The 19,869-nt window shown below is 46.8% G+C and carries 10 protein-coding genes; 2 read left to right on the forward strand and 8 right to left on the reverse strand.

The genetic code is table 11. The annotated features are described in order from the left end of the window. Positions 1 to 4: 4 nt before the first annotated feature. Positions 5 to 2,212 (reverse strand): PAS domain-containing sensor histidine kinase, encoded by a 2,208-nt coding sequence (locus ABS362_RS08275; protein ID WP_350411942.1) that lies wholly within the window; start codon positions 2,210 to 2,212, stop codon positions 5 to 7. 356 nt (positions 2,213 to 2,568) lie between these two features. On the opposite strand from ABS362_RS08275, the gene ABS362_RS08280 reads away from it, so the two are divergent. Then, entirely contained in the window at positions 2,569 to 3,483 is a 915-nt protein-coding gene (locus tag ABS362_RS08280; protein WP_350411943.1) for a mechanosensitive ion channel family protein, read from the forward strand. An 8-nt stretch (positions 3,484 to 3,491) separates the two neighbouring features. Here the strand turns inward: ABS362_RS08280 and ABS362_RS08285 are convergent, their stop codons facing one another. The 5 genes from ABS362_RS08285 to ABS362_RS08305 form a co-directional block, all read right to left on the reverse strand. Further along, positions 3,492 to 5,099, reverse strand: a complete 1,608-nt coding sequence (locus ABS362_RS08285; RefSeq protein WP_350411944.1) for an alpha-amylase family glycosyl hydrolase — start codon at positions 5,097 to 5,099, stop codon at positions 3,492 to 3,494. 750 nt (positions 5,100 to 5,849) lie between these two features. Further along, on the reverse strand, positions 5,850 to 7,493 hold the full coding sequence (locus ABS362_RS08290) for a M28 family peptidase (protein WP_350411945.1): 1,644 nt from the start codon (positions 7,491 to 7,493) through the stop codon (positions 5,850 to 5,852). A 57-nt stretch (positions 7,494 to 7,550) separates the two neighbouring features. Further along, positions 7,551 to 7,979, reverse strand: a complete 429-nt coding sequence (locus ABS362_RS08295) for an SRPBCC family protein (RefSeq protein ID WP_350411946.1) — start codon at positions 7,977 to 7,979, stop codon at positions 7,551 to 7,553. 92 nt (positions 7,980 to 8,071) lie between these two features. Further along, complete coding sequence (gene tamL, locus ABS362_RS08300; protein WP_350411947.1) at positions 8,072 to 10,459, reverse strand: translocation and assembly module lipoprotein TamL; 2,388 nt, start codon at positions 10,457 to 10,459, stop codon at positions 8,072 to 8,074. A 6-nt stretch (positions 10,460 to 10,465) separates the two neighbouring features. Beyond that, the gene (locus ABS362_RS08305; RefSeq protein WP_491568580.1) at positions 10,466 to 15,466 is read right to left on the reverse strand and encodes a translocation/assembly module TamB domain-containing protein; all 5,001 of its coding nucleotides are present in this window, start codon (positions 15,464 to 15,466) and stop codon (positions 10,466 to 10,468) included. Positions 15,467 to 15,824: 358 nt separating this feature from the next. Between ABS362_RS08305 and ABS362_RS08310 the strand changes: the two genes are divergently transcribed. Continuing rightward, entirely contained in the window at positions 15,825 to 16,130 is a 306-nt protein-coding gene (locus ABS362_RS08310) for a hypothetical protein (RefSeq protein ID WP_350411948.1), read from the forward strand. A gap of 75 nt (positions 16,131 to 16,205) precedes the next feature. On the opposite strand, the gene ABS362_RS08315 is transcribed toward ABS362_RS08310, so the two are convergent. Both ABS362_RS08315 and ABS362_RS08320 read right to left on the reverse strand, forming a co-directional pair. Next, complete coding sequence (locus ABS362_RS08315; protein WP_350411949.1) at positions 16,206 to 16,466, reverse strand: acyl carrier protein; 261 nt, start codon at positions 16,464 to 16,466, stop codon at positions 16,206 to 16,208. 130 nt (positions 16,467 to 16,596) lie between these two features. Continuing rightward, a complete protein-coding gene (locus ABS362_RS08320) occupies positions 16,597 to 19,776 on the reverse strand; it encodes an efflux RND transporter permease subunit (RefSeq protein WP_350411950.1) in 3,180 nt (1,059 codons plus the stop codon). Positions 19,777 to 19,869 lie beyond the last annotated feature (93 nt).

The raw sequence follows: 19,869 nt of genomic DNA on the forward strand, positions 1-19,869 counted from the left end.
ATCGTCAATTATATACGCTCTTTCGATCATGCTGCTGCGTCCTGAAGAATACCCGGAATGTAGTGCCATGCCCTTTAGCACTTTCTACATCAATGGTGCCACCCATAGCTTCTACCTGAGACTTAACAAGATACAAACCAAGGCCCGTTCCTTCAGTATGTACATGAAAACGTTTATAAAGTTTAAAAATATGTGGTCGTACAACTTCCATATCCATTCCCAACCCGTTATCGCGCACCTGTAGCGTTGTGCCCTGTGGCTTGTGTTCTGCTACCAGTTCAATGTGCAGCGTTCTTTCTTCAGCGCGGTATTTAATGGCATTGGTTACCAGGTTATGTATGATGCTATGCAGATATGCTCTTTTAGCGTTCAGTATAATGTCATCGGGTATGTGCAGCCTTACTGTAGCATTCAGGTTATAAAGGGTATCCTGCATACTGGTAATCACTTCTTCACTGATGCTTTTCAGCTCTATAGTTTCAGTTGTTTCCGCGTTTTCAGGGTTCTTAACAGATAGAATTTTGGTCAGGTCGCAGATCACGTTATCGAGACGCAATACCGATTTATCCAGGCTTAGCAGGGCAGTTGTATAGCTCGGCGAGTTTATATCAAGTTTAGGAAGTATGCGTGTCAGGCCCATCATGTTAGCCACTGGTGCCCGCAGGTTATGAGATACAATGTAGGTGAACTGCTGCAGGTCGCGGTTCTGCATCACCAGGTTCTCATTCATCTGCAAAAGCTTTTCTTCTGCAAATTTACGGTCCGATACATCGGTATAGATCACGATGAACTTTTCGATCTTATCCTCGTCGTTCAGGATCGGGGTAATATCAGCGGCTATCCAGATCCTTTCGCCATCTTTTTTGTAGCTAAGCAGTTCCTCCGAAAAAGGGATAGCCAGGCCCAGCAACCTTCTGAGGTTAATAATGTCTTCTTTATTTGTGTCAGGGCCCTGTAATTTTGATATCGGGTCCTGTTGCTGCATCTCCTCCTGGGTATAGCCAGTCAGTTTTGTAAACGAATCGTTTACCCATTCAACTTTTCCTTTTTTATCTGTAATAATAACACCGTTGGTCGTTTTGCTTGCCACCAGCGACAGTTTTTTCAATTCGTTCTGTGTCGCGTTCTTAGCCGTTATATCCGTAAAACAAACCGCTACCCCATCCTCAAAAGGGTATATCTTATAGTTGATGGTTGCCTCTATAGTTTCAATGTACTCTTCAAACTCCGTTGCCTCGCCGGTTGCCATTACCTGCAGGCATTTATGGTAAAAAAGGGTGTACACCAGTTCCGGCGAGTTCTGCCAGATGTTGCGGTTAATAATGCTTTCGGCAGGTACTTTAAAGTAATCGGCAAAAACACGGTTAGCATAAGTAAAACACCACTGTTTGTTCAGGGCAAAAAAGGCCTCGGTTATGCTGCCCAGTATGTTGCTTAGCTGTGCAGCCTGCTCTTTCAGTAATCTTTCGGATAGTTTTACCTGCGTAATGTCTTTTGCAATGCAATGCACTGCCGTTATTCGGTTACCAAGCCACACGGGCACCAGGGTCACGCAAAGGTCTATTAATTCCTGGCTTTTGTTAATGATCCTGGTTTCGAAGGTATGTGCTCCTCCGTCAATAACTTTGCGAAACGCTTGCACCGCTTCCTGCAGGTGAGAAGAAGCAATATAATGCGTGAAGTGTTTGCCTATGGCCTCGGATGGTAAGTAACCCGAGATACGGGATACACTGGCATTGCTTTCATCTATTAGGCCATTTTCGTTGAGCGTAAAAACAAGATCCGGGTGGTTAAAGAACAATGCCTTATAGTATGCCTCGCTCTTTTCGCGCTTCCGGTCCAGTTCAACTTCGTCGGTTATGTCGTGCGCGTTAGTTACATAGCCCTGTATTACCGGGTTTTCGAGCATGTTAGTTAATACCAGGCTGAGCCAGCGCCAGCTACCATTCTGGTGCAGGTACCGGAACGGCTTCACTTTTATCTGCTTTTCGGATGGTATCGCCTGTAGTACTTCTAAAATATATGGCAGGTCATCGGGGTGGATGTAATGCAGTGCATTATTGCCAACCAGCTCACAGGGCTTAAAGCCTACATGTAATTCTACTGAATTGCTCACGTATTTATAAACCCCGGAAGGATCTAAAATCGAGATCATGTCGTGGCTGTTCTGTATAATAGTACTATAGAACTCTGAGGTCAGCGTGCTATTCATTCAATACCCGGCTAAAAGTTGACTTTTACCCGATATGTGTTCAGGTAAAAGAGCTACAAGTATAGGCGGATAATACCTTATAACCTAGCATGAAAGCGCATTTATGTTTAACGGTGTAATTTGTATAATTTAAGGAAGTTTGCTTTTTGTTTAGATTTGATAACATAGTTGAATATTAATATTTTAAACGCGTTTTTGTTGGATTTTAAATAAGCTGTCAGTAGGAGGGAATTGTAATTTTACAAAGTGCGTAACTGAGTTCTAACCGCGTTCTTTTGCTTCTGGTAAACTACAACTATAGTTCGTGAAAACTATCCAAAGGAGTAGTGTGAACGTATGAGCTTATAAAAGCAGATATGCAGAAAATCATATACTGGATAGAGGAGAATACGGGTATCTCAGCTGAGATACTAGAGAATCTGCTGCTTTCCGTGGCGGTTGTACTGGTGCTTTGGTTGCTGAGCCACATTTTCCTAAAGATCATCTTCAAAAATCAGCTGGACCTGCGGAGGCAATACTGGTGGCGCAAGGTTACCAACTATACGGTTATGCTGCTCGGGTTCCTGTTACTGGCCAATATCTGGTTTAAAGGATTTCAGCCTATCGCTACTTTTCTGGGTTTGCTTTCTGCAGGCCTGGTGCTGGCCTTAAAAGAGCCTGTACTTAATATGGCAGGCTGGCTGTTAATTATCTGGAAGCGGCCGTTCCGGGTTGGCGACCGCATAGAAATTGAAGGGCAGATAGGCGACGTGATCGATATCAGGTTGTTCCAGTTTTCATTAAATGAAGTGCACGCCTGGGTGGATGCAGACCAGACTACCGGACGTGTAGTGCATGTGCCCAACGGAAAACTATTTACAACACCGCAGGTAAACTATAACTATGGCTTTCCGTTTTTGTGGCACGAAATAAGTGTGAATATTACCTTCGAAAGCAACTGGAAAAAAGCAAAATCAATCCTGTCAGCGTCTGCAGGGCGGCATGGCGAACAACTAAGCAAAGAGTCAGAAGAACAACTAAGGCGTTTGTCGCAGCGGCATCTTATTTTTTATGAAAGCCTTGCCCCTAAGATCTATACCAAAGTAGTAGAAAACGGTGTGCGACTAACCATGCGTTACCTGTGCAGTGTTGGCCGCCGACGCGAAAGCGAGCACCTGGTATGGGAAGAAATACTGGATGCCTTTATGGCCTCTGACGACATTCGTTTTGCCTACCCAACTATGCGGTTTTACCAGCCTGGCGGTACGGCAACTACACAGCCCATGCCTTAATTTATAGTTTATCCTTTCAGCCTAACAATCACGCCTTCATTCGCTCTCACTTCCAGTTTGTCGTTCACCTGCTCAGTTCTTCGTTTCAGGTTTGTGTCAAGTATGATCTGTCCTTTGAGTGTTGCATGTTCTGGTGTAAACATCGTATCCTTATCGCCCAGGTTTAGAACAATAAGCAGGTTGGTGTTTTCGTGCTCGCGGCGGTAAGCCAGCAGATCGCCTTCTGTTTGAACCGGAATGTATTCGCCAATACTTAACGCCTGTTCGGCTTTGCGCAATTGTATCAGTTGTTTATATAGCTCCAGTGCCGACTCCTTGTCCTGCTGCTCAGTTTCTACATTTAAGTTTGTATAGTTGTCTGCTACCCGCAGCCATGGGGTGCCGTTTGTAAAGCCAGCGTTGTTACTGGTATTCCATTGCATGGGTGTGCGGGCAGGGTCGCGGCTAAGGTTAAGCCCAGGCATATTCAGTCCCTGCGGATCTTGTATCTCATCTTCGGGTATAGTTACATCGGTCATGCCTATCTCATCGCCATAATACATGGTAGGTGTTCCGCGCAAGGTCAGCAAAAGCATAGCGGCCACCCGTGCCTCTTCTATCCCGATCCGCGTTCCAATCCGGGATTTGTCGTGGTTGCCTAGTACCCAGTTTGGCCATCCACCTTCCGGCAAAGCTCCTTCGTATTCGTTTATGTGCGCCCCTATTTTCTGAGCATTCCAGGGCAGGTTTAACAGCATAAAGTTAAATGGCAGATGTGCGCCGTTACCGTTTTTGCCATAGTAAGTTACCAGTTTATGGATGGGAAGGTAAATTTCCCCTATGATCACCCGTTCTTTATAAGCATCTACTACTTTTCTCATTTCCTGAACAATGTGGTGGATCTCAGGCTGGTCCGTAGAGTAAGCCGGGATCAGTTTCTCGTAAGTGGCCATCTCGGGTTTATAGTCCGGGTTAGGAGGGTTGTCGCGTAGCTTTTCGTCCTTTATCATGTGCCACATCACATCTACCCTAAAACCATCTACTCCTTTATCGAGCCAGAAACGCATGACATCAAACATGGCTTTTTGTACGTCGGGGTTTCGCCAGTTCAAGTCAGGCTGCTCTTTCAGGAAAGCATGGTAATAATACTGTTCTGTTTTCTCGTCCCATTCCCAGCCGCTGCCGCCAAACATAGCCAGCCAGTTATTGGGTTCGCTGCCATCAGGTTTTGCATCTTCCCAGATGTACCAGTCTCGTTTCGGGTTGTCTTTGGAGGAGCGGGATTCCAGGAACCAGGGATGCTTATTGGAAGTATGGTTAGGCACCAGGTCGAGGATCATTTTCATGCCCCGGGCATGCACTTCCTGCAGCAGGTCATCAAAGTCAGCCATCGTTCCAAACAACTCATGAATACCGGTATAGTCTGAAATATCATAACCGAAATCAGCCATAGGGGAAGGGTAGATAGGGGAGATCCAGATCGCATCCACTCCCAGCCACTGCAGGTACTCGAGTCGTTGCTTTATACCATTCAGATCGCCAATTCCATCGCCATCACTATCCTGGAAAGACCGGGGATATACCTGGTAAATGATTCCGCTTTGCCACCAAAGATATTGTTCGTTACCTACTGCCATACCTGCTTTCTAGTTTGTTTTATAGTTCTGTTTGTACGGTAGTTGCGGGTTGTGGATATGGTTCGTGGTTTTGATTTGTCGTTCTGAGGGGCAGCAGAGGGTTTTTATATGTTTTATAATTATTGGATTTACCCCTTCCCAACCTTCCGCTAAGAACAGGGGGAAGGAGTTTGGCTATCGTTCTATAGTTTTACCATTGTCATTTCGAGCGTTTGCCGAGAAATCTTAATAGTCCTATAGTTGGCTATAATTCTAACGAGTACCAAGCCATCGTTTCAAACTCCCTCTAATCCTGGGAGCTTTACTTACCTATCGTTTTATAGTTGGCTTGGCTCCCTCACGGCCGGGAGGCCTCGTCTTCGGGTATCGCGCGGTGTACATTTCCTTTTCTCGTGCCTCGAAATGCCTGACGGCAACGGAAATCTACAAGGCGCTCAACCCAAAGACTGAGATCTTTCTCATAGCAACCAGCATCTATAGTTTCAACCAGTAAGCTTCGTTATTTATCGTGGTAGTATTTCCGTAGGGACAGGTCGCGACCTGTCCGCTCAGCAGGCTGTAACTATAAAACTATAATGCTAACTATAGCAACAGCAGAAAGTCCCCCTTTGAAGGGGGCGAAGGGGGATGTTAAGCCGTACCAGATCTCTCACGCTGTTCGAGATGACAAAGTAAAAAGCAATATCAGAAAAACTCCCTCTCCTGTTAAAAGGAGAGGGCTGGTGTGAGGTAAATACTATAACCTATACTTTACTGCAAAGCCCTTGTCCCGAAAAAATCATCTTTATTCCAGGTGGGTCTTTCAGGTTGGTTGGCGATTAGATAACCGATCAGGAAATTGAGTTGGGTGTACTTTTTGCCGGCATTATAATCGAAAATACCATCCGGGCCATCCTGTGGTTTGTGGTAGTACACCTCGCGCCATTTCTTTACGGTTTCATCCAGGTTGTTCTTTCCGTCTGCGGTTTTGTTGCCATATTTAATATGTAATGCTGGCACGCCCTGCACTACAAAACTATACTGGTCACTGCGGATAAAGCGGTTCTGCTCCGGTTCAGGGTCTTCCTCTACAGTTAAACCCATGTACTTACTAGCTTGTGCTACCTGATTTGCCAGCGACGAATTCAGAGCTCCCAAAGCCACTACCGATAACAGAGGCGCAATAATAGCTGGCATATCGGTATTCACGTTGGCCACCATGCTTTGAGCAGGCACAGTTGGAAAATTTGCAAAATAAGCGGAACCCAGCAAGCCCATCTCTTCGGCAGTAACCATAACCAACAGCACCGAACGCTTCGGTTTTGCTTTAATGTTTTTGTAGATGCGGGCTATCTCCAGCAGTCCGGCTACACCAGATGCGTTATCATGAGCACCGTTGTAAATAGAGTCGCCGTCTACAGGTTTACCAACACCAACATGATCCAGGTGGGCGCTATGCACGACATATTCATTCTTCAGTGTTGGGTCAGATCCGGGTATTTTGCCAACTACATTGTAGCTCTCGATATCCTGGTAAGCAGAACTATAGTTTGCTTTTATACTTGCCTGAAGTGCTGCCGAAGCTGGATTGCCTGATCTGATACTTGCCTGTGCTTTGGTCAGGTTCAGGTTGCTGTCTTTAAATAATTTCTCGAGTGTATTGTAACTAAGGTTGGCCAACAGTTTAATGTCATCAGAAACGTAAGAACGCGATGCACCTACTTTACTATCAGCCGTCATAACACTATATACACTGTTCTGCAGATTTGGTACTCTGGCACGTTCGTTAGGTGCGGCTACTATAACACCAACTGCGCCGTGGGCTGCTGCATTTTTCAGAGTGTTCTGCAGGTCCATGCTATAGTTTGCGATCGTGTTTGGGAATTGCTCCGGCGCACCTCTGAAAACAACCACTATCTTTCCCTTTGCATCAATACCAGCATAATCGTCATAGCCCATATCAGGAGCAGAAATTCCGTAGCCTGCAAAAACCAATGGCGCCTCTATAGTTACATTTTGCAGCACCGGGTTCGGGTAGATCACGGCATCGCTACCGAGCGCTAATGCCTGCTGTTCGCCTTTGCTGTTGATGGCTGTTATAGTTGCATCGGGGCCGGTTTTAGCCTGGCGCAGGCGCACTGTTTGCAGGTAAGTGTCGTTTTCGCCGGCAGGAGCCACACCGTTGTTTTTAAACTGATCGATCACATAATCCACGGCCATCTGGTAACCCGGAGTGCCTGGTTTTCGGCCCAGTAATTTATCATCGGCCAGGTAATCGATATGAGCTTTTATGGCAGCCGGCTCTACTGCTTTCATAGCTTTTGCTACTTTCTTATCAACTTTTATAGTTTGCGTAAAAGCGGGTCCGGTAGCCAGTATGCAGCTAACTAGGGCGTATAGTATGAAGTGGCGCATAGTTACCTATGGTATTTAAGATAAGTGGATATTTATTAAAAGAGGAACAAGTAAACGTCAGGCGTTTTGCTCTGAAAGTGACATTATCTTTTGCAGCGATGTTTCGGCAAACTGAACTGACATATCGTAATATTGTTGCCCATTGGGCACCGGGGCAAAATCGCCTATCTCAAAATCAAGCACGGTCTGGTCGTTGTCGGGGAGTAGTATAAAACGATAGGCAATGTTATACGCATCAGGGTCCATGTCAACGTTGGGCAGGTAAACAGTTAAAACCAACAGCTTGTTTACTTCAAAGGTTGTCACTGTCAGCCTCGAGAATCCTTCGTAATTAATTACACTTCCTTGTTGTAAATATTCATCCCCAAAGTTCTCAGGCATTTCTTCCCATTGGCGCATGTAAGCAGGGTTTGTCAGCACTTCCCATACCTTTGCTGCGGGTGCCTGTATCTTAACCTGGTCCTTAACTATAAATGTATCTTGCATCGCTTCGTTGATCCTACTTTTATCCCCGAAAATATCAAATCATCAGGATAAACAAATATAAGATTTGTAACCGGAAATGCGCAGTTTATAGTTTAGAAAGGATAGCCGATGGCGATGTTCAGTGTCAGGCTGTTATCACCTTTAAAACCGAATTTAAGATCTGAGAGCACATTCTTTTCGCCGTCAGGCATGCTGGGTACGCGCACAGGGATACCTACATCAAAGCGCATCACAAAGAACTCAACATCTATACGTAAGCCAAAGCCTGTACCAACGGCCAGCTCGCTCAGGAACTGGCTGCTTTCAAATTTGCCACCTTCCCGGTCTATCGAGCCATCCGGGTTTACCTCGTCGCGGAGCAGCCAGATGTTACCGGCATCTAAAAACAAAGCGCCTTTAAAAAAGCCTGCCAGCGGAAAACGATACTCCACGTTGGCTTCCAGTTTCATTTCGCCCGTCTGGTCGAAGTAAGAGAAAACAAGTGAGTCTGCATCCTGGGAAACATCGTAAGTGCCGGGGCCAATGCTACGTGCCCTGAAAGCGCGGATACTGTTAGGGCCACCAATAGAGAACTGCTTTACATAAGGCAGCACCGTAGAGTTGCCATGCGCATACCCGATACCAGCCAGCAAACGGGTGGCTATCTGGCTCTCTGTACCAAAGTTAAAGTAATAGCGGAAGTCATTTTGTGCCAGCACATACTGCGAATACGGTTTGCCAAAAAGGGTGCGGGGTTTGTCGTCTTCCGGCTCGGCGGCGCCGGTTAAGGATTGCAGGCCGTTTATCAGGTTGCCTGATCCATCCAGTATAAAGTTATCGAAGAACTGGTGTGTGCGGTTGGTTTCCAGCTGGTTAGTAAATGTAAACTGGTACATAGAACCAATAATGAATTGATCCTCAAAACTACGGCGCAGAAACTGGTTCCTGTCCAGCAGTTCCTGAAACGTTTCGGTGATCTTGACCAACTGCACATACTGTAAATTGATAGGGGTAACATCGTGGGTAAATTCTTTTTTAGGCCGCCAGTTGTAAGCATAGGCCGCATTAAAAGAATTCATCTGGAAATACTGCACCCGGTTCAGGAAGTTAAAACCCAGGCCAATGCGTGTTTTAGGCAAAAACTCGGTACGCAGGTTGCGCAACTCAAACGGCGACACAATGCGCGGTATGGTAAGGCTGGTTTGCACGCCCAGTTCATAAGAGCTAAGGTTAGTGTTTGTATCTTCCTGGCCTTCGGGCGGCGTTCCGGAGCCACGGCCACCTACCTGGCTTTCAAAGTTGCCTGTAAACTCCACCGTAAGCAGTTCTGATCCTTTCAGCGCATTCCGGTTACGGAACGAGATGGTTATGCCCGGCCCCGCAAAATTGTTGGACTTGCTGACGTACCGGCCCTCTATGCGCAGTGTTTTTTTGAAAGCAGGGGTCAGGTAAATAAAGCTGTCGAGTTTATTTTGCTGGGTGGTGTCGGGTTTATAGTCTATGTTCACAAACTTGTAGGCTGGCAGGGCAGATAGCCTGTTCATAGTAAGCAGGTGGTCCTGGCGGGAGTACAAACTATCCTGCTCTAAAAAAACACCCCGAAGCAAATGGCGCGCCCGTACATAGTTCTCGTTAGGTATATAAAAGTAGCCCTTATAGTCTATGGTATCGCTTACCGATAGGCTGTCGCCCAGGTTATAGTTGGCGAAAATGTAAACGTCATCAATTTTATAAGGGCGGAGGGAAGCACTCGGCACCTCTCTTTTTAATCGCATTAAAACATCGGCTTGGCGGTTTCCTACGGTGGTATCGACACTAAAGATCAGCATGTCGGGACTAAAGTAGTAATAGCCTTTGTTTTTGAGATTTGCATCTATCCGTACCCTTTCGCCGGTCATTTTCTCGAGGTCGTAAGGTTCCCCGGGAACAATGATAGACTCCGCTTTGGTCTGCTGTATGTCCTGGTGTACAGGCAACGAATCGGTTAACGTGTATTCCAGTTTACGGAAGCGGTACGGTTCACTTACATAGGCGGTCCAGTCTATAGTTGCTTTTTTGCCTTTAATGTTGGTCTTGCTTAGTACGGCATTATTAAAGTAACCACGGTTGTGCAAACGGCTGCTCATTATCTCGCTTACAGTTCCGGTATCTACTGCAGAGATCAGCACCGGTGGCTCACCCAGTTTGGTTTGTATCCAGTGCTTAAGGCCTTTCTCTTTTTCGGTATAAAACGTGTTGTAAATAGCGAGTTTAGGGCGCATCCCCAGGATAGAGAAATTTGGCTTAGGTCGCACTGTTCCAGCTAATTCTGTTTCCATCTGCTTCTGGCGGTTGCTGCTATCGTTTTTGCCTTCTACCTGTACATTAAAGCCTGTAAAAAGGGCGTCGTCGGCGGGTATGCGTTTGGTGCCGGCACACCCCGAAACTATAAGCAGCACAATGGCAGCCAGCACTTTGCTGTATTTTCTGAAAGTAAAGGTTACAGGTAAAGCTGCGAGCATATAGGGTTATTTTGTAATGTCTTCTCTTATTTTTTTTGCTGCCTCCAACTGGCGTTCTCGTTCTCTTATATGGCGGCTTTCCAGGTCACGGAACAGGTCTGAAAAGTTATCGTACTCGCGCTGGTAAATAAGGCCGGCACCGGTAGCACGCACATCTCCCTCCAGGAAATCCTCATACTGGTTACGCTGGAATGCCTGTATTCGTAGCCTGCCATCCTCGGTAAGCGAATATTCTACAGAGATATCACCTGCAAAACCGCTCATGTTGCTTTGTTCGCGCTGTCCACCTTCCAGGCCTATGTCGGTACCAACCCGTACGGTCATGCGGTCGTTCAGGAACTGCTGGCGCAGGGCTACGTTCAGGTCGGTGCGTCCCTGTGCATTGCCGGTCGAATAATCTTCGTAAGAATCTACACCTAGCTCCAGGCCAAGACCACCGGCGTAGCGCTGGGTAAGGTTGTTGAGCTGGTCGGTCATGACCTGGCTTAAGCTGTTGCGGGCCGTAGAGGCAAACCCACCACCGGAACTTGTAAACGGATCGGGCGCCATAAAGCGGTTAAGGACCAGTAACGAGAATACCTGTTTGTTCATTTCAGATTCGTCGGTGCGCAGGTTGCCAAGGCTGGTTACCACTTCGCGCGGCAACTGGCCCCGCTGGTTTTCTGCAGCCTGTATATCAAAATTTATCTCCGGTTTCAGCATATCACCTTCCACATCTACAAAAACCTGGAATGTAAACTGGTTACGAAGCACAGGGTCCTGTGTACCGCCTATCTGCGAAGCAACTAGCTCTAATGGGGCGGTCTCTACGTTGTAAATAGCGGTAACCTGCATATTAGCCTGCAACACATCGCCGGTCCAGGCTATGTAGCTGCCTTTCGCAATTTCCAGTTCCCGCGATACTAAGTCGTAAAAATCCATGCTGTACTTGCCTTCCGTTATCTCGTACCTGCCGGCCATATTTATCTGTCCGGCCGGTGTCATGCCGATGAACATCGGGTCGGCGTTGCCTTTCACAACCAGGTTATCGCCGGTTATCGGGTCCAGGATTATAGTTACAGGGGTCTCATCGGTAATGGTTAATTGCGTGCTTACATCAGCCCCAACAAAGCCTGTGACCTGGGTAGTATCGTCCTGTTTCTGCCCTCCGATGATAGCTGTAAGCGAGTCGTTCAGGTTCACAAATTCTACAATACCATCCCGCTCTGCAGCGCCCGCTTCCGCAGCCGGAATAACAAGTGTAAAATCAGAACCGGGCAATATCTTAACAGTTGATTCTATGACAGGCACGGAAAAGTCGCCGCCTATAGTTGCATCCGCATCAATGTACACGGTGCCATAGTATAGTTCATTGTCCTGGGCTGTGGAGTTTAGTGCCAGGAATTTGTCGGTACTGGCTGTCAGGTCGTAGCGGTATTCGGTATAGTTCTGTGTAAAGATGTTGCCGTTCAACTCAAGTGTATTTCCGAGTGAATCGGTCAGGGTGAAATCCGGTAAGCTTATGCCGCTTTCGTTAAATACCATGCGCTCATTCTGTAGTTTGTAAAGCGAGCCGAGCTGGGTAATGGTAAACTGGGCCTGGTTAAAGTTAAGGGTACCGAGTATGTTCGGATCATCTAGTGTGCCGGTAATGCGCAGGTTGCCGTTGGCGCTGCCATCCATGTTTTTAATGGCTCCGGCTGTAAAACCCTGCAATGATTTTAAGTTGATGCTGGATATGTTGGCAGTAAGGTTAAGCAGTGTAGCATTAGGTCGCATTTCCACAAAACCGTCTATCAGCATCTGGTTTCCTTCGTCTGTCAGGCGGGCATCTATAGTATAGCGGTTATTTGCTGCTGTGCCAGCCAACAGCGCCAGGTCCCCGACAGGCACGCCATCGTAGGTAAAATCTGTAACAGTTATGTCAGAGGTAAAGCCCGGTGCATCAGACATAATATTCCGCAGCGTTGCTTCCCCGTTTATAGTTCCGGTCATCAGGCTGTCCTTTTGCTGGAATGAGCGCGTAAGATACCCTATCTCGAAATTCTCGAAAGTGGCTATCATTGGTGCTCTCGGACCAACCGGACCCTGGCTGTTTAAGCCCAACGTCATGTTATTATGCTGCAGGTTAATGTTGTTGGCGTAAACAAAGTCGGTGTCGAATTGCAGGTAATTATCTTCGGGCACTGTCCAGGTGTCGCCGTTTATAACCAGTTGTTCCGGGTTAAAAGCAAACCTGTAGCCACGGCCCAAACTGTTGAGCACGCCTCCTACTATAAATTTGGCATCCGTGCTGTCTTCCGCTACCGAAAGCCGCAAGAGAAGGTCGTTGTCGCGGGCGGCACCGGTAAGCGCAACATCTTTTGCCCGCAACGATGGCGAAAGTAGTTGTGTGAGATCGGCGCTATAGTTCATTTTTTCGCGGTCGCCGCGCACCTGCAGGGTAAGTCCGTTGAGTGTATAATCGGTGTACTTTATTTTGCTGAAGACACCATCCATCTTGAAATTTTGTGTTTCTCCGTCGTACGTACCGGTTATCGGGCCGGATGTTCGGAGCTCCTCCAGGCCGGGCACAAAGGAGGTAACTATTGCCGGTTTTTTCAGGTCAATATCAAAAGTAAAATCTCTGAGACTCAGGTTAGCGGGGTATGGCGGGTCAGGCTGCAGGTCGAAGTAGTTGGAGAAGTGCTTCATGAGCGCAGTCGGCAGCGTCTCGAGTGAGTTTCCAAACTGCATGTTGGCTGCCATCACATCAGAGCGCACCTGCACTTCGGTATTGCCGGTTTGTTGTGTCAGGGTAAGCATCAGCGAATCTATAGGGTACTCTTTCTTGTTATGCTGCACTACTAACTGTCGGGCATCCATGGTTCCGCTCAGGGTGCTGGCATCGGCCCCGGTAAAATTGGCTTTAATATTCCCTTTTATGCTGAGTGGTTCGGTGTAAAGATTAAGTGCCTGCAGGTTGGCCTGGTTCAGGTCTAAGGTAAAGTTATAGTTTGGTTTCTCAGCGTTACGCAGGTTAAAGTTACCGTTAAGTGCTAAGTCGAGGTTCTGGTCTTTGGTGCGGGCTTTTACAGTGTACAGGTTCCTGTTGATGTCTGCATCGAGGTTTATGTCTTGGTATGTATAGTTGTTGTATTCAAACTTGCTGAGATCGGCTTTTACGTCGGCAACCATCGTTTCAGGTGTTAAACCCCGGCCTTTGGCGGTAATAGTGCCGGCTATAGTTCCCAGGCCCAGGCTGTCTGTAAACAGTTCATCCAAAGCAAAACCGCCGGTTTTTATAGTTGCGTTAAATGAGTCGTTTGCTCCCATATCCACATCAGCTACCAGGTTACCGATAGAGCTGTTGATCCTGGTGCGGGCATCAAAGTTGGTCAGGCTTCCTTCCACAACACCTTCTATACTTATCCTTTTCGGAATGCGGATGTTTGGCGGAATGGAGCCGGCAGGAGCGAAGGCCAGTATCGTGGCGCGGGTAGTCTGCAGTTGGTTCACATCCAGGTCCAGGAACAAGTTGTCGGGGTCGGTAGCGTTGCGGATGTTGCCGCTTACATTTACTATCGTTCCATTCAGCCCCGAGGCCCGAAGATTACGCACGATCATGTTGTCTATAGTTCCTTCCACGTCGCCGCTGAGTTGCACCGTAGAGTTGGCTATGTTACTGAAAGATGGATTTTCGCGCAGATCGGGCACAAAGTAAAGCACGTCCTGCATGGCAATGCGGCTATCCACAATATTCAGATCCAGTTGGGTATTGCCGGGATTTTCGGCCAGCGCATCCAGCGAAGTATAGCGCATGGCCAGGTCGCGCTGTATGTGGCTGTTTGGCGTGCGCAGATCTAAGTCAGCCAGTTTGGTCTGAACAGAATCGAAAAGTACGTTTACCTGCAGGTTCTCAACTATAAAACCACTTTTCTCTTTTAGTTTGAGCTGGTTTATGTCGGCTTGGGTTCTGTTTAAACTATAGCTCAGGTCGCTGGCCTGCAGCACTACATCGGTAAATAACAGGTGGTCGTAATCCATGCCGCGCGGCTGGGCAGGCGTGTTAAAGTTGTCGAATTTTATGTTGACGCCCGAGATATCTGTTTTATCTAAACTTACTACCCAGTTAACCTGCTGGCCTTGTTTTTTCTCTACTGATTCGTCCAGGTCGCGCACAATTTTAGCCGGATTTACGGCCAGCGAATCAGATGGCTTATATTTTTCCTGGGCATAAACTATAGTTGTGTTGTGCAGGTCCAAGTTGCTGAGGTCTACGCGGGCGTTCGGCAGATCGATGTTATCTGAAGTCAGGTTGGCTTTACCTAAGTCTACTTCAATGCGCTGTTCGGCTACACGGTTCTCGTAACGCAGCCGTATATTTTCCAGGTCTACCTTGTTCAGCCCGAAATCAAAGGCAATCGGTTCGGGTTCCGACTCAGGCGCCAGTTTGGTCTGAATGATGTTGATCCAGGTGTTTTTCAAAGCCACGTTATCTACCAGGTATTTCTGTTCTTCCAGGTTCAGCTCGTCCATGGTGGTGTTTAGCTGACCGATGTGTGTTTCTACCAGGTTGCCGCCGGCTTCGTCTTTAAAGCTGATACGCACATCATCCAGGTTTATCACACCCAGGTTTATGGTCATGGCTGTGGTATCGGCAGGGGTAGTAGTGGCAGTTGTATCGGTGGCGAAGGCCTCCATCAGGAAATCGAAGTTGGAAGTGCTGTCGGGGTTAATGTGCAGTTTTAGGCGGGCGTGGTCGAGATCAATTTTACTGATATCTATCTTTCCGCTCAGCAGGCCCAGTATGTTCATATCCACACCCAGGCGCTGGCTATACCAAAGGGTGTCCTGTTGCTGGTCTTCAATGTAAACGTCAGTCAAAACCATGGCATTGCGCCAGTCAGTGGTCAGTCCGCCGATCTCTACCTTCGTGTCGAGCATTCCCTCCAGGTAGTCTGCGCCTTTTTTGGCGGCATAGTTCTGCACCCCCTGGAACTGCAGGGCGATAACGATGATAATGATCAGGGTAATAATAAACAGCAACAGGCCAAGGATGACTTTGGCTGTTACTTTACCGATATGTTTGGCAGTTGCGATATAAATTTCCGTTTCAGGTTCTGACTTGCCTTTACGGAATTATGCAACTAAAGATAAGGTACTATATAGTTGATTTGATGATTTTTGTAAAAACAGCTATAATTTATAGTTGGGCTGTACTTGAAAAGTATAATTAAAAGATGCAATTTATAGTTGACGGAGGAAGATAAAATTGAAACTATAGTTCGTGAAGCAAATCGTTTGTTATTGTGATCCCTGTTATAGTTGATACAGATTCAGTCAAGCTACAGTATTATAGTTATGCTATAATTTATTACTTTAACCTAGAATCAACTATAAGCTGATGTTCCAGAAAGTAGTAAATGCTTTGTTTGCTCTGTTCTTTTTTGCCTGGGGCTTAAACAATTGGTTTCATGGATTTAAAATACCTTTTTTTACAAAGTACCCAGGATTTATGTGGACCTATGTGTACTATACCTTGGTCTTGTTTGTGCCTGCACTGCTACTGTTTATAGTTTACAAAGCAGGTTTGGGATTGGCTAGCAAACATAAACATGACAAATGGAGCTTTATAATGTTGGGGTTTGCACTGTTTTCTATAGCAGCTTATCTGATTTTAATTAAGTTAGGAGTCTTCCAATTCTCATAATTCCAGCAGTTTTAAAATAAAAAGAGAGCCGCAACTATAGTTACAGCTCTCTTTTGCTTTAGGCTATCTGCAAGCTTAACTGGCTTCCTTCAGCGATTGAACATACACATAATTCACAAAATCATCTACGGTATACACCGGCACTTCATCCGGAATAGTTAACTGGTAGGTTTTTTCTACTTCCAGGATAATATCTACTACATCCAGTATATCAAGGCCTAAGCGGGCCAGGTCCTGATCTTTTTGCAGTTCGGTGGTTTTAAGGTTGGTAACAGAGGTAATGATGTTCATTACTTCATTGTAGATTGCCTGTATGTCTGGAATTATATTCTGCATGGCATATAAAAGTAAAAAGTAAATCTTATCTGCTTCGTGCTTCAGATCGCGGGCTAAGCAGAGACTGCAGCGGCTGTGAGCCACCGCAGTCTCATTACTAAACACACGTATGAAAAACAGGTAATGCTGCTTAGTGCACGAACTCGTGTGCCATTTTCTTTTCTTCCAGTTCCCTGGTTTCGTGTTCTAGTTCTTCCACAGTCTTGTCTACTAACTCGATCTTGGTCTTTTTATCCAGGCCAAACTTGGCAAGTATCCTGTCGAAACCATAATAGATGATCGGAACCACGATCAGAGTAAGGAACATGGAAGAGCTCAGACCACCGATAAGTGCCCAGGCAAGACCGTTCTTGGTTGCAGCCACAGAGCCACCTGCCAATGCAATTGGCAACATACCAATCACCATCGCCAGCGTTGTCATCAGGATCGGACGGAAACGGATTCTAACAGCTTCTGTAAGGGCTTCTTTTACTTCCACACCTTCTGCTTTTAGCTTGTTGGTAAAGTCTACCACCATAATGGCGTTCTTGGCAACCAGACCGATCATCATGATGATACCAAGTATAGAGAAAATACTCAACGACTGGGCAGCAAGTGCCAGGGCAAGTAAGGCACCGATAATCGCAAGCGGGATAGAGAACAGAACCACAAGCGGATACACATAAGAGTCGTACAGCGCCACCATGATCAGGTACACGAAGATGATGGAAGCCAGCAGGGCAATGCCCAGGGTACCAAAACCTTCGCTCTGGTTTTTAAGGTCGCCACCAAATTCCACGCTTACACCTTTCGGCATATCTATCTCAGCCAGTTTTGCCTGTATGTCGGCACCAACCGAGCCAGACGGACGGCCGATTACCTGGGAGTTCACGTTAACGGAAGTTACGCGATTAAAGCGCTCCAGCTGCGAAGGACCAGTAGACTGACGGATGTCAGCGAACTGAGCCAGGCGAACGATCTGACCTTTGTTATTTACAAAAGACAGGTTACCAATGTCATTCACGCTTCGGCGGTCAAACTCATCCAGGCGAATGTTGATGTCATAGTCTTCGGTGCCTGAACGGAAGGTAACATCGGAGTTGCCACTAAAAGCCAGCTGCATGCTTGCACCTACACTCTCAAGCGACAGGCCAACGTTTGCCATCTTATCGCGGTCCACTACTACTTCAATCTCGGGGTTTCCACCTTCTACAGATGTCTCCACGTCGGCGGTACCATTCACACTTTCCGTAATAGCCATTACCTTTTGAGAGAAAGCCATCACGCTATCCAGGTTTGAGCCAGAAATAATGATTTGGATCGGAGCCTGAGCGTTACCCACCAGACCTACCGGCACCGGCGTTACTTCCACATCCGGAATTCTACTTTCGATGTCGGCTTTTGCCTGTCGGCTGAACTGGTTTGTGCTGAAAGCACGTTCCTTCACATCAACCAACGATACATATACATCTGATTTATATGCCGTGTTCTGACCTGCCTGTGCCGAAGATGTTGTACCTACTGTTGTAAATACTTTCTCTACCTCAGGTATAGTTTCTAAATATTCTTCTACCTGGCGTGTGGCAAAGTTTGTCTGCTCCACGGTAGCATTTTTTGGTAACTCCAGCTGTAAGCTCACTTCGCCACGGTCGCCGGCAGGTATAAACTCCGAACCTATAAAGCCGAACGGCACCAGCGCAAACGAAGCAACCAGCATCACTATAGTTACAGCCAATGTGATGAACTTATGGTTAAATGCCCACTTCAGTGCTGCTGTAAAGCCATCGATGATTCTGTCTAGGAAGCGCTCAAAAGCAAGGATAAATCTTCCGAAAATGTTCTTGTCCGAGATGTGCTCCAGGCGTGAGAAACGGCTGGCAAGCAACGGGATCAGGGTAAAGGCTACGAACAACGAGATCATAGTTGCAACGGCTACCACCACCGCAAACTGACGCAGGATATCCGAAACCAGACCTGTTGACAAAGCGATCGGGATAAATACCACCACAATTACCAGTGTAATGGAAGTAACTGTAGCAGATATCTCCCGGATACCATCATAAGCCGCCTGGGCAGGCTTTTTACCCATCTCCATGTGGCGGTGAATGTTCTCGATCACAACTATAGCGTCATCAACCAGGATACCTACCACCAGCGAAAGTGCCAGCAGCGACATCAGGTTAAGTGAGTAACCCAGCAGGGACATGGCAATAAAGGTAGCCACCAACGATGCCGGGATAGAGATCATAACGATGACCGCGTTGCGCAGCGAGTGCAGGAACAGCAACATCACAATGGCAACAAGTATAACCGCGATCACCAGGTCATGTATAACCGAATCGGCAGCTTCTAAAGTAAAGTCAGAAGAGTCGTTGGCGATGTTGAATTTCAGGCCTTCGGCAGCATACGTTTTCTCCAGTTCGGCAAGTGCTTCCTTTGTCAGACGGCTTACTTCCACGGCATTCGCATCAGACTGTTTTTGTATGGTTATACCCACCGAAGCTTTCCCGTTGATGCGGTTCATTACTTCAATATCTTTCTGCGTGTCCTGTACTTCGGCCACATCCGAAAGGCGAACTATACCTTTGTCATCTTCGCGGATAATCAGGTTATTTAACTGCTCCAGCGACTGAAACTTACCAGCCAAACGGATCTGTGTCTGGCCGCTTTCCTGCTTTATTTTACCGGTAGGGAAGTCCAGGTTTGAGTTGCGGATCTTCTGCTGTACCTGAAGTATAGACAGGTTATAAGCTTCCAGTTTATTGGCATCAATATTTACTTTGATCTCACGTTCCTGGCCACCCAAAACTTTAATGGCAGCCATACCTTGTATGCGCGAAAGTTCGGGCTTTATCTTTTTATCGATAAGGTCATAGAACTCGGTAGCGGACATGTTGGCCGTGGCACCCATCTTGATGATAGGCAAATCGTCGAAGTCAAATTTGTTCAGCGTTGGCGCATCCGCATCTTCAGGCAACTTAGCCAGAATGGTGTTAATCTTACGCTGCGCTTCCTGTAAACTTAAGTCCACATCCGTGCCTTGGTTCAGGTTTATCACGATCATGGAAAAGCTCTCCAGGGAGGTACTTTTCATTTCCTTCACGTTCTCCAGCGAGGCAAGGGCATCTTCTATCTCTTTGGTTACAGAGTTCTCCACCTCGTTTGGCGACGCACCCGGGTAAATAGTACTTATAGTTAGTACAGGAGGGTTGAACTTCGGTAGAAGCTCATAGTTAAGCGATTGGTAGCTGACAACCCCAAGCAGTGTGAGGACGGTAAAAACCACCACCACCAGGGTTGATCGCTGTATTGATAATTTGGTTATGTTCATTTCTTAGTTCTTCTTTAAAGAAACATTCTTGTTTTTGCTCTGCTAAAGTGAGTCATCCACCGTAATTAAGCTGCTTCGGATTTGTAAACCGTT

Source organism: Pontibacter populi, from assembly GCF_040278685.1.
Classification (GTDB): domain Bacteria; phylum Bacteroidota; class Bacteroidia; order Cytophagales; family Hymenobacteraceae; genus Pontibacter; species Pontibacter populi.

What these genes read in the sequence shown, in the direction of transcription:
- ABS362_RS08275 (WP_350411942.1), bottom strand. Translation starts at nt 2,212, where the DNA reads ATGAATAGCACGCTGACCTCAGAGTTCTATAGTACTATTATACAGAAC.
- ABS362_RS08295 (WP_350411946.1), bottom strand. Translation starts at nt 7,979, where the DNA reads ATGCAAGATACATTTATAGTTAAGGACCAGGTTAAGATACAGGCACCC.
- ABS362_RS08310 (WP_350411948.1), top strand. Translation starts at nt 15,825, where the DNA reads ATGTTCCAGAAAGTAGTAAATGCTTTGTTTGCTCTGTTCTTTTTTGCC.
- ABS362_RS08280 (WP_350411943.1), top strand. Translation starts at nt 2,569, where the DNA reads ATGCAGAAAATCATATACTGGATAGAGGAGAATACGGGTATCTCAGCT.
- ABS362_RS08320 (WP_350411950.1), bottom strand. Translation starts at nt 19,776, where the DNA reads ATGAACATAACCAAATTATCAATACAGCGATCAACCCTGGTGGTGGTG.
- tamL (WP_350411947.1), bottom strand. Translation starts at nt 10,459, where the DNA reads ATGCTCGCAGCTTTACCTGTAACCTTTACTTTCAGAAAATACAGCAAA.
- ABS362_RS08290 (WP_350411945.1), bottom strand. Translation starts at nt 7,493, where the DNA reads ATGCGCCACTTCATACTATACGCCCTAGTTAGCTGCATACTGGCTACC.
- ABS362_RS08315 (WP_350411949.1), bottom strand. Translation starts at nt 16,466, where the DNA reads ATGCAGAATATAATTCCAGACATACAGGCAATCTACAATGAAGTAATG.
- ABS362_RS08285 (WP_350411944.1), bottom strand. Translation starts at nt 5,099, where the DNA reads ATGGCAGTAGGTAACGAACAATATCTTTGGTGGCAAAGCGGAATCATT.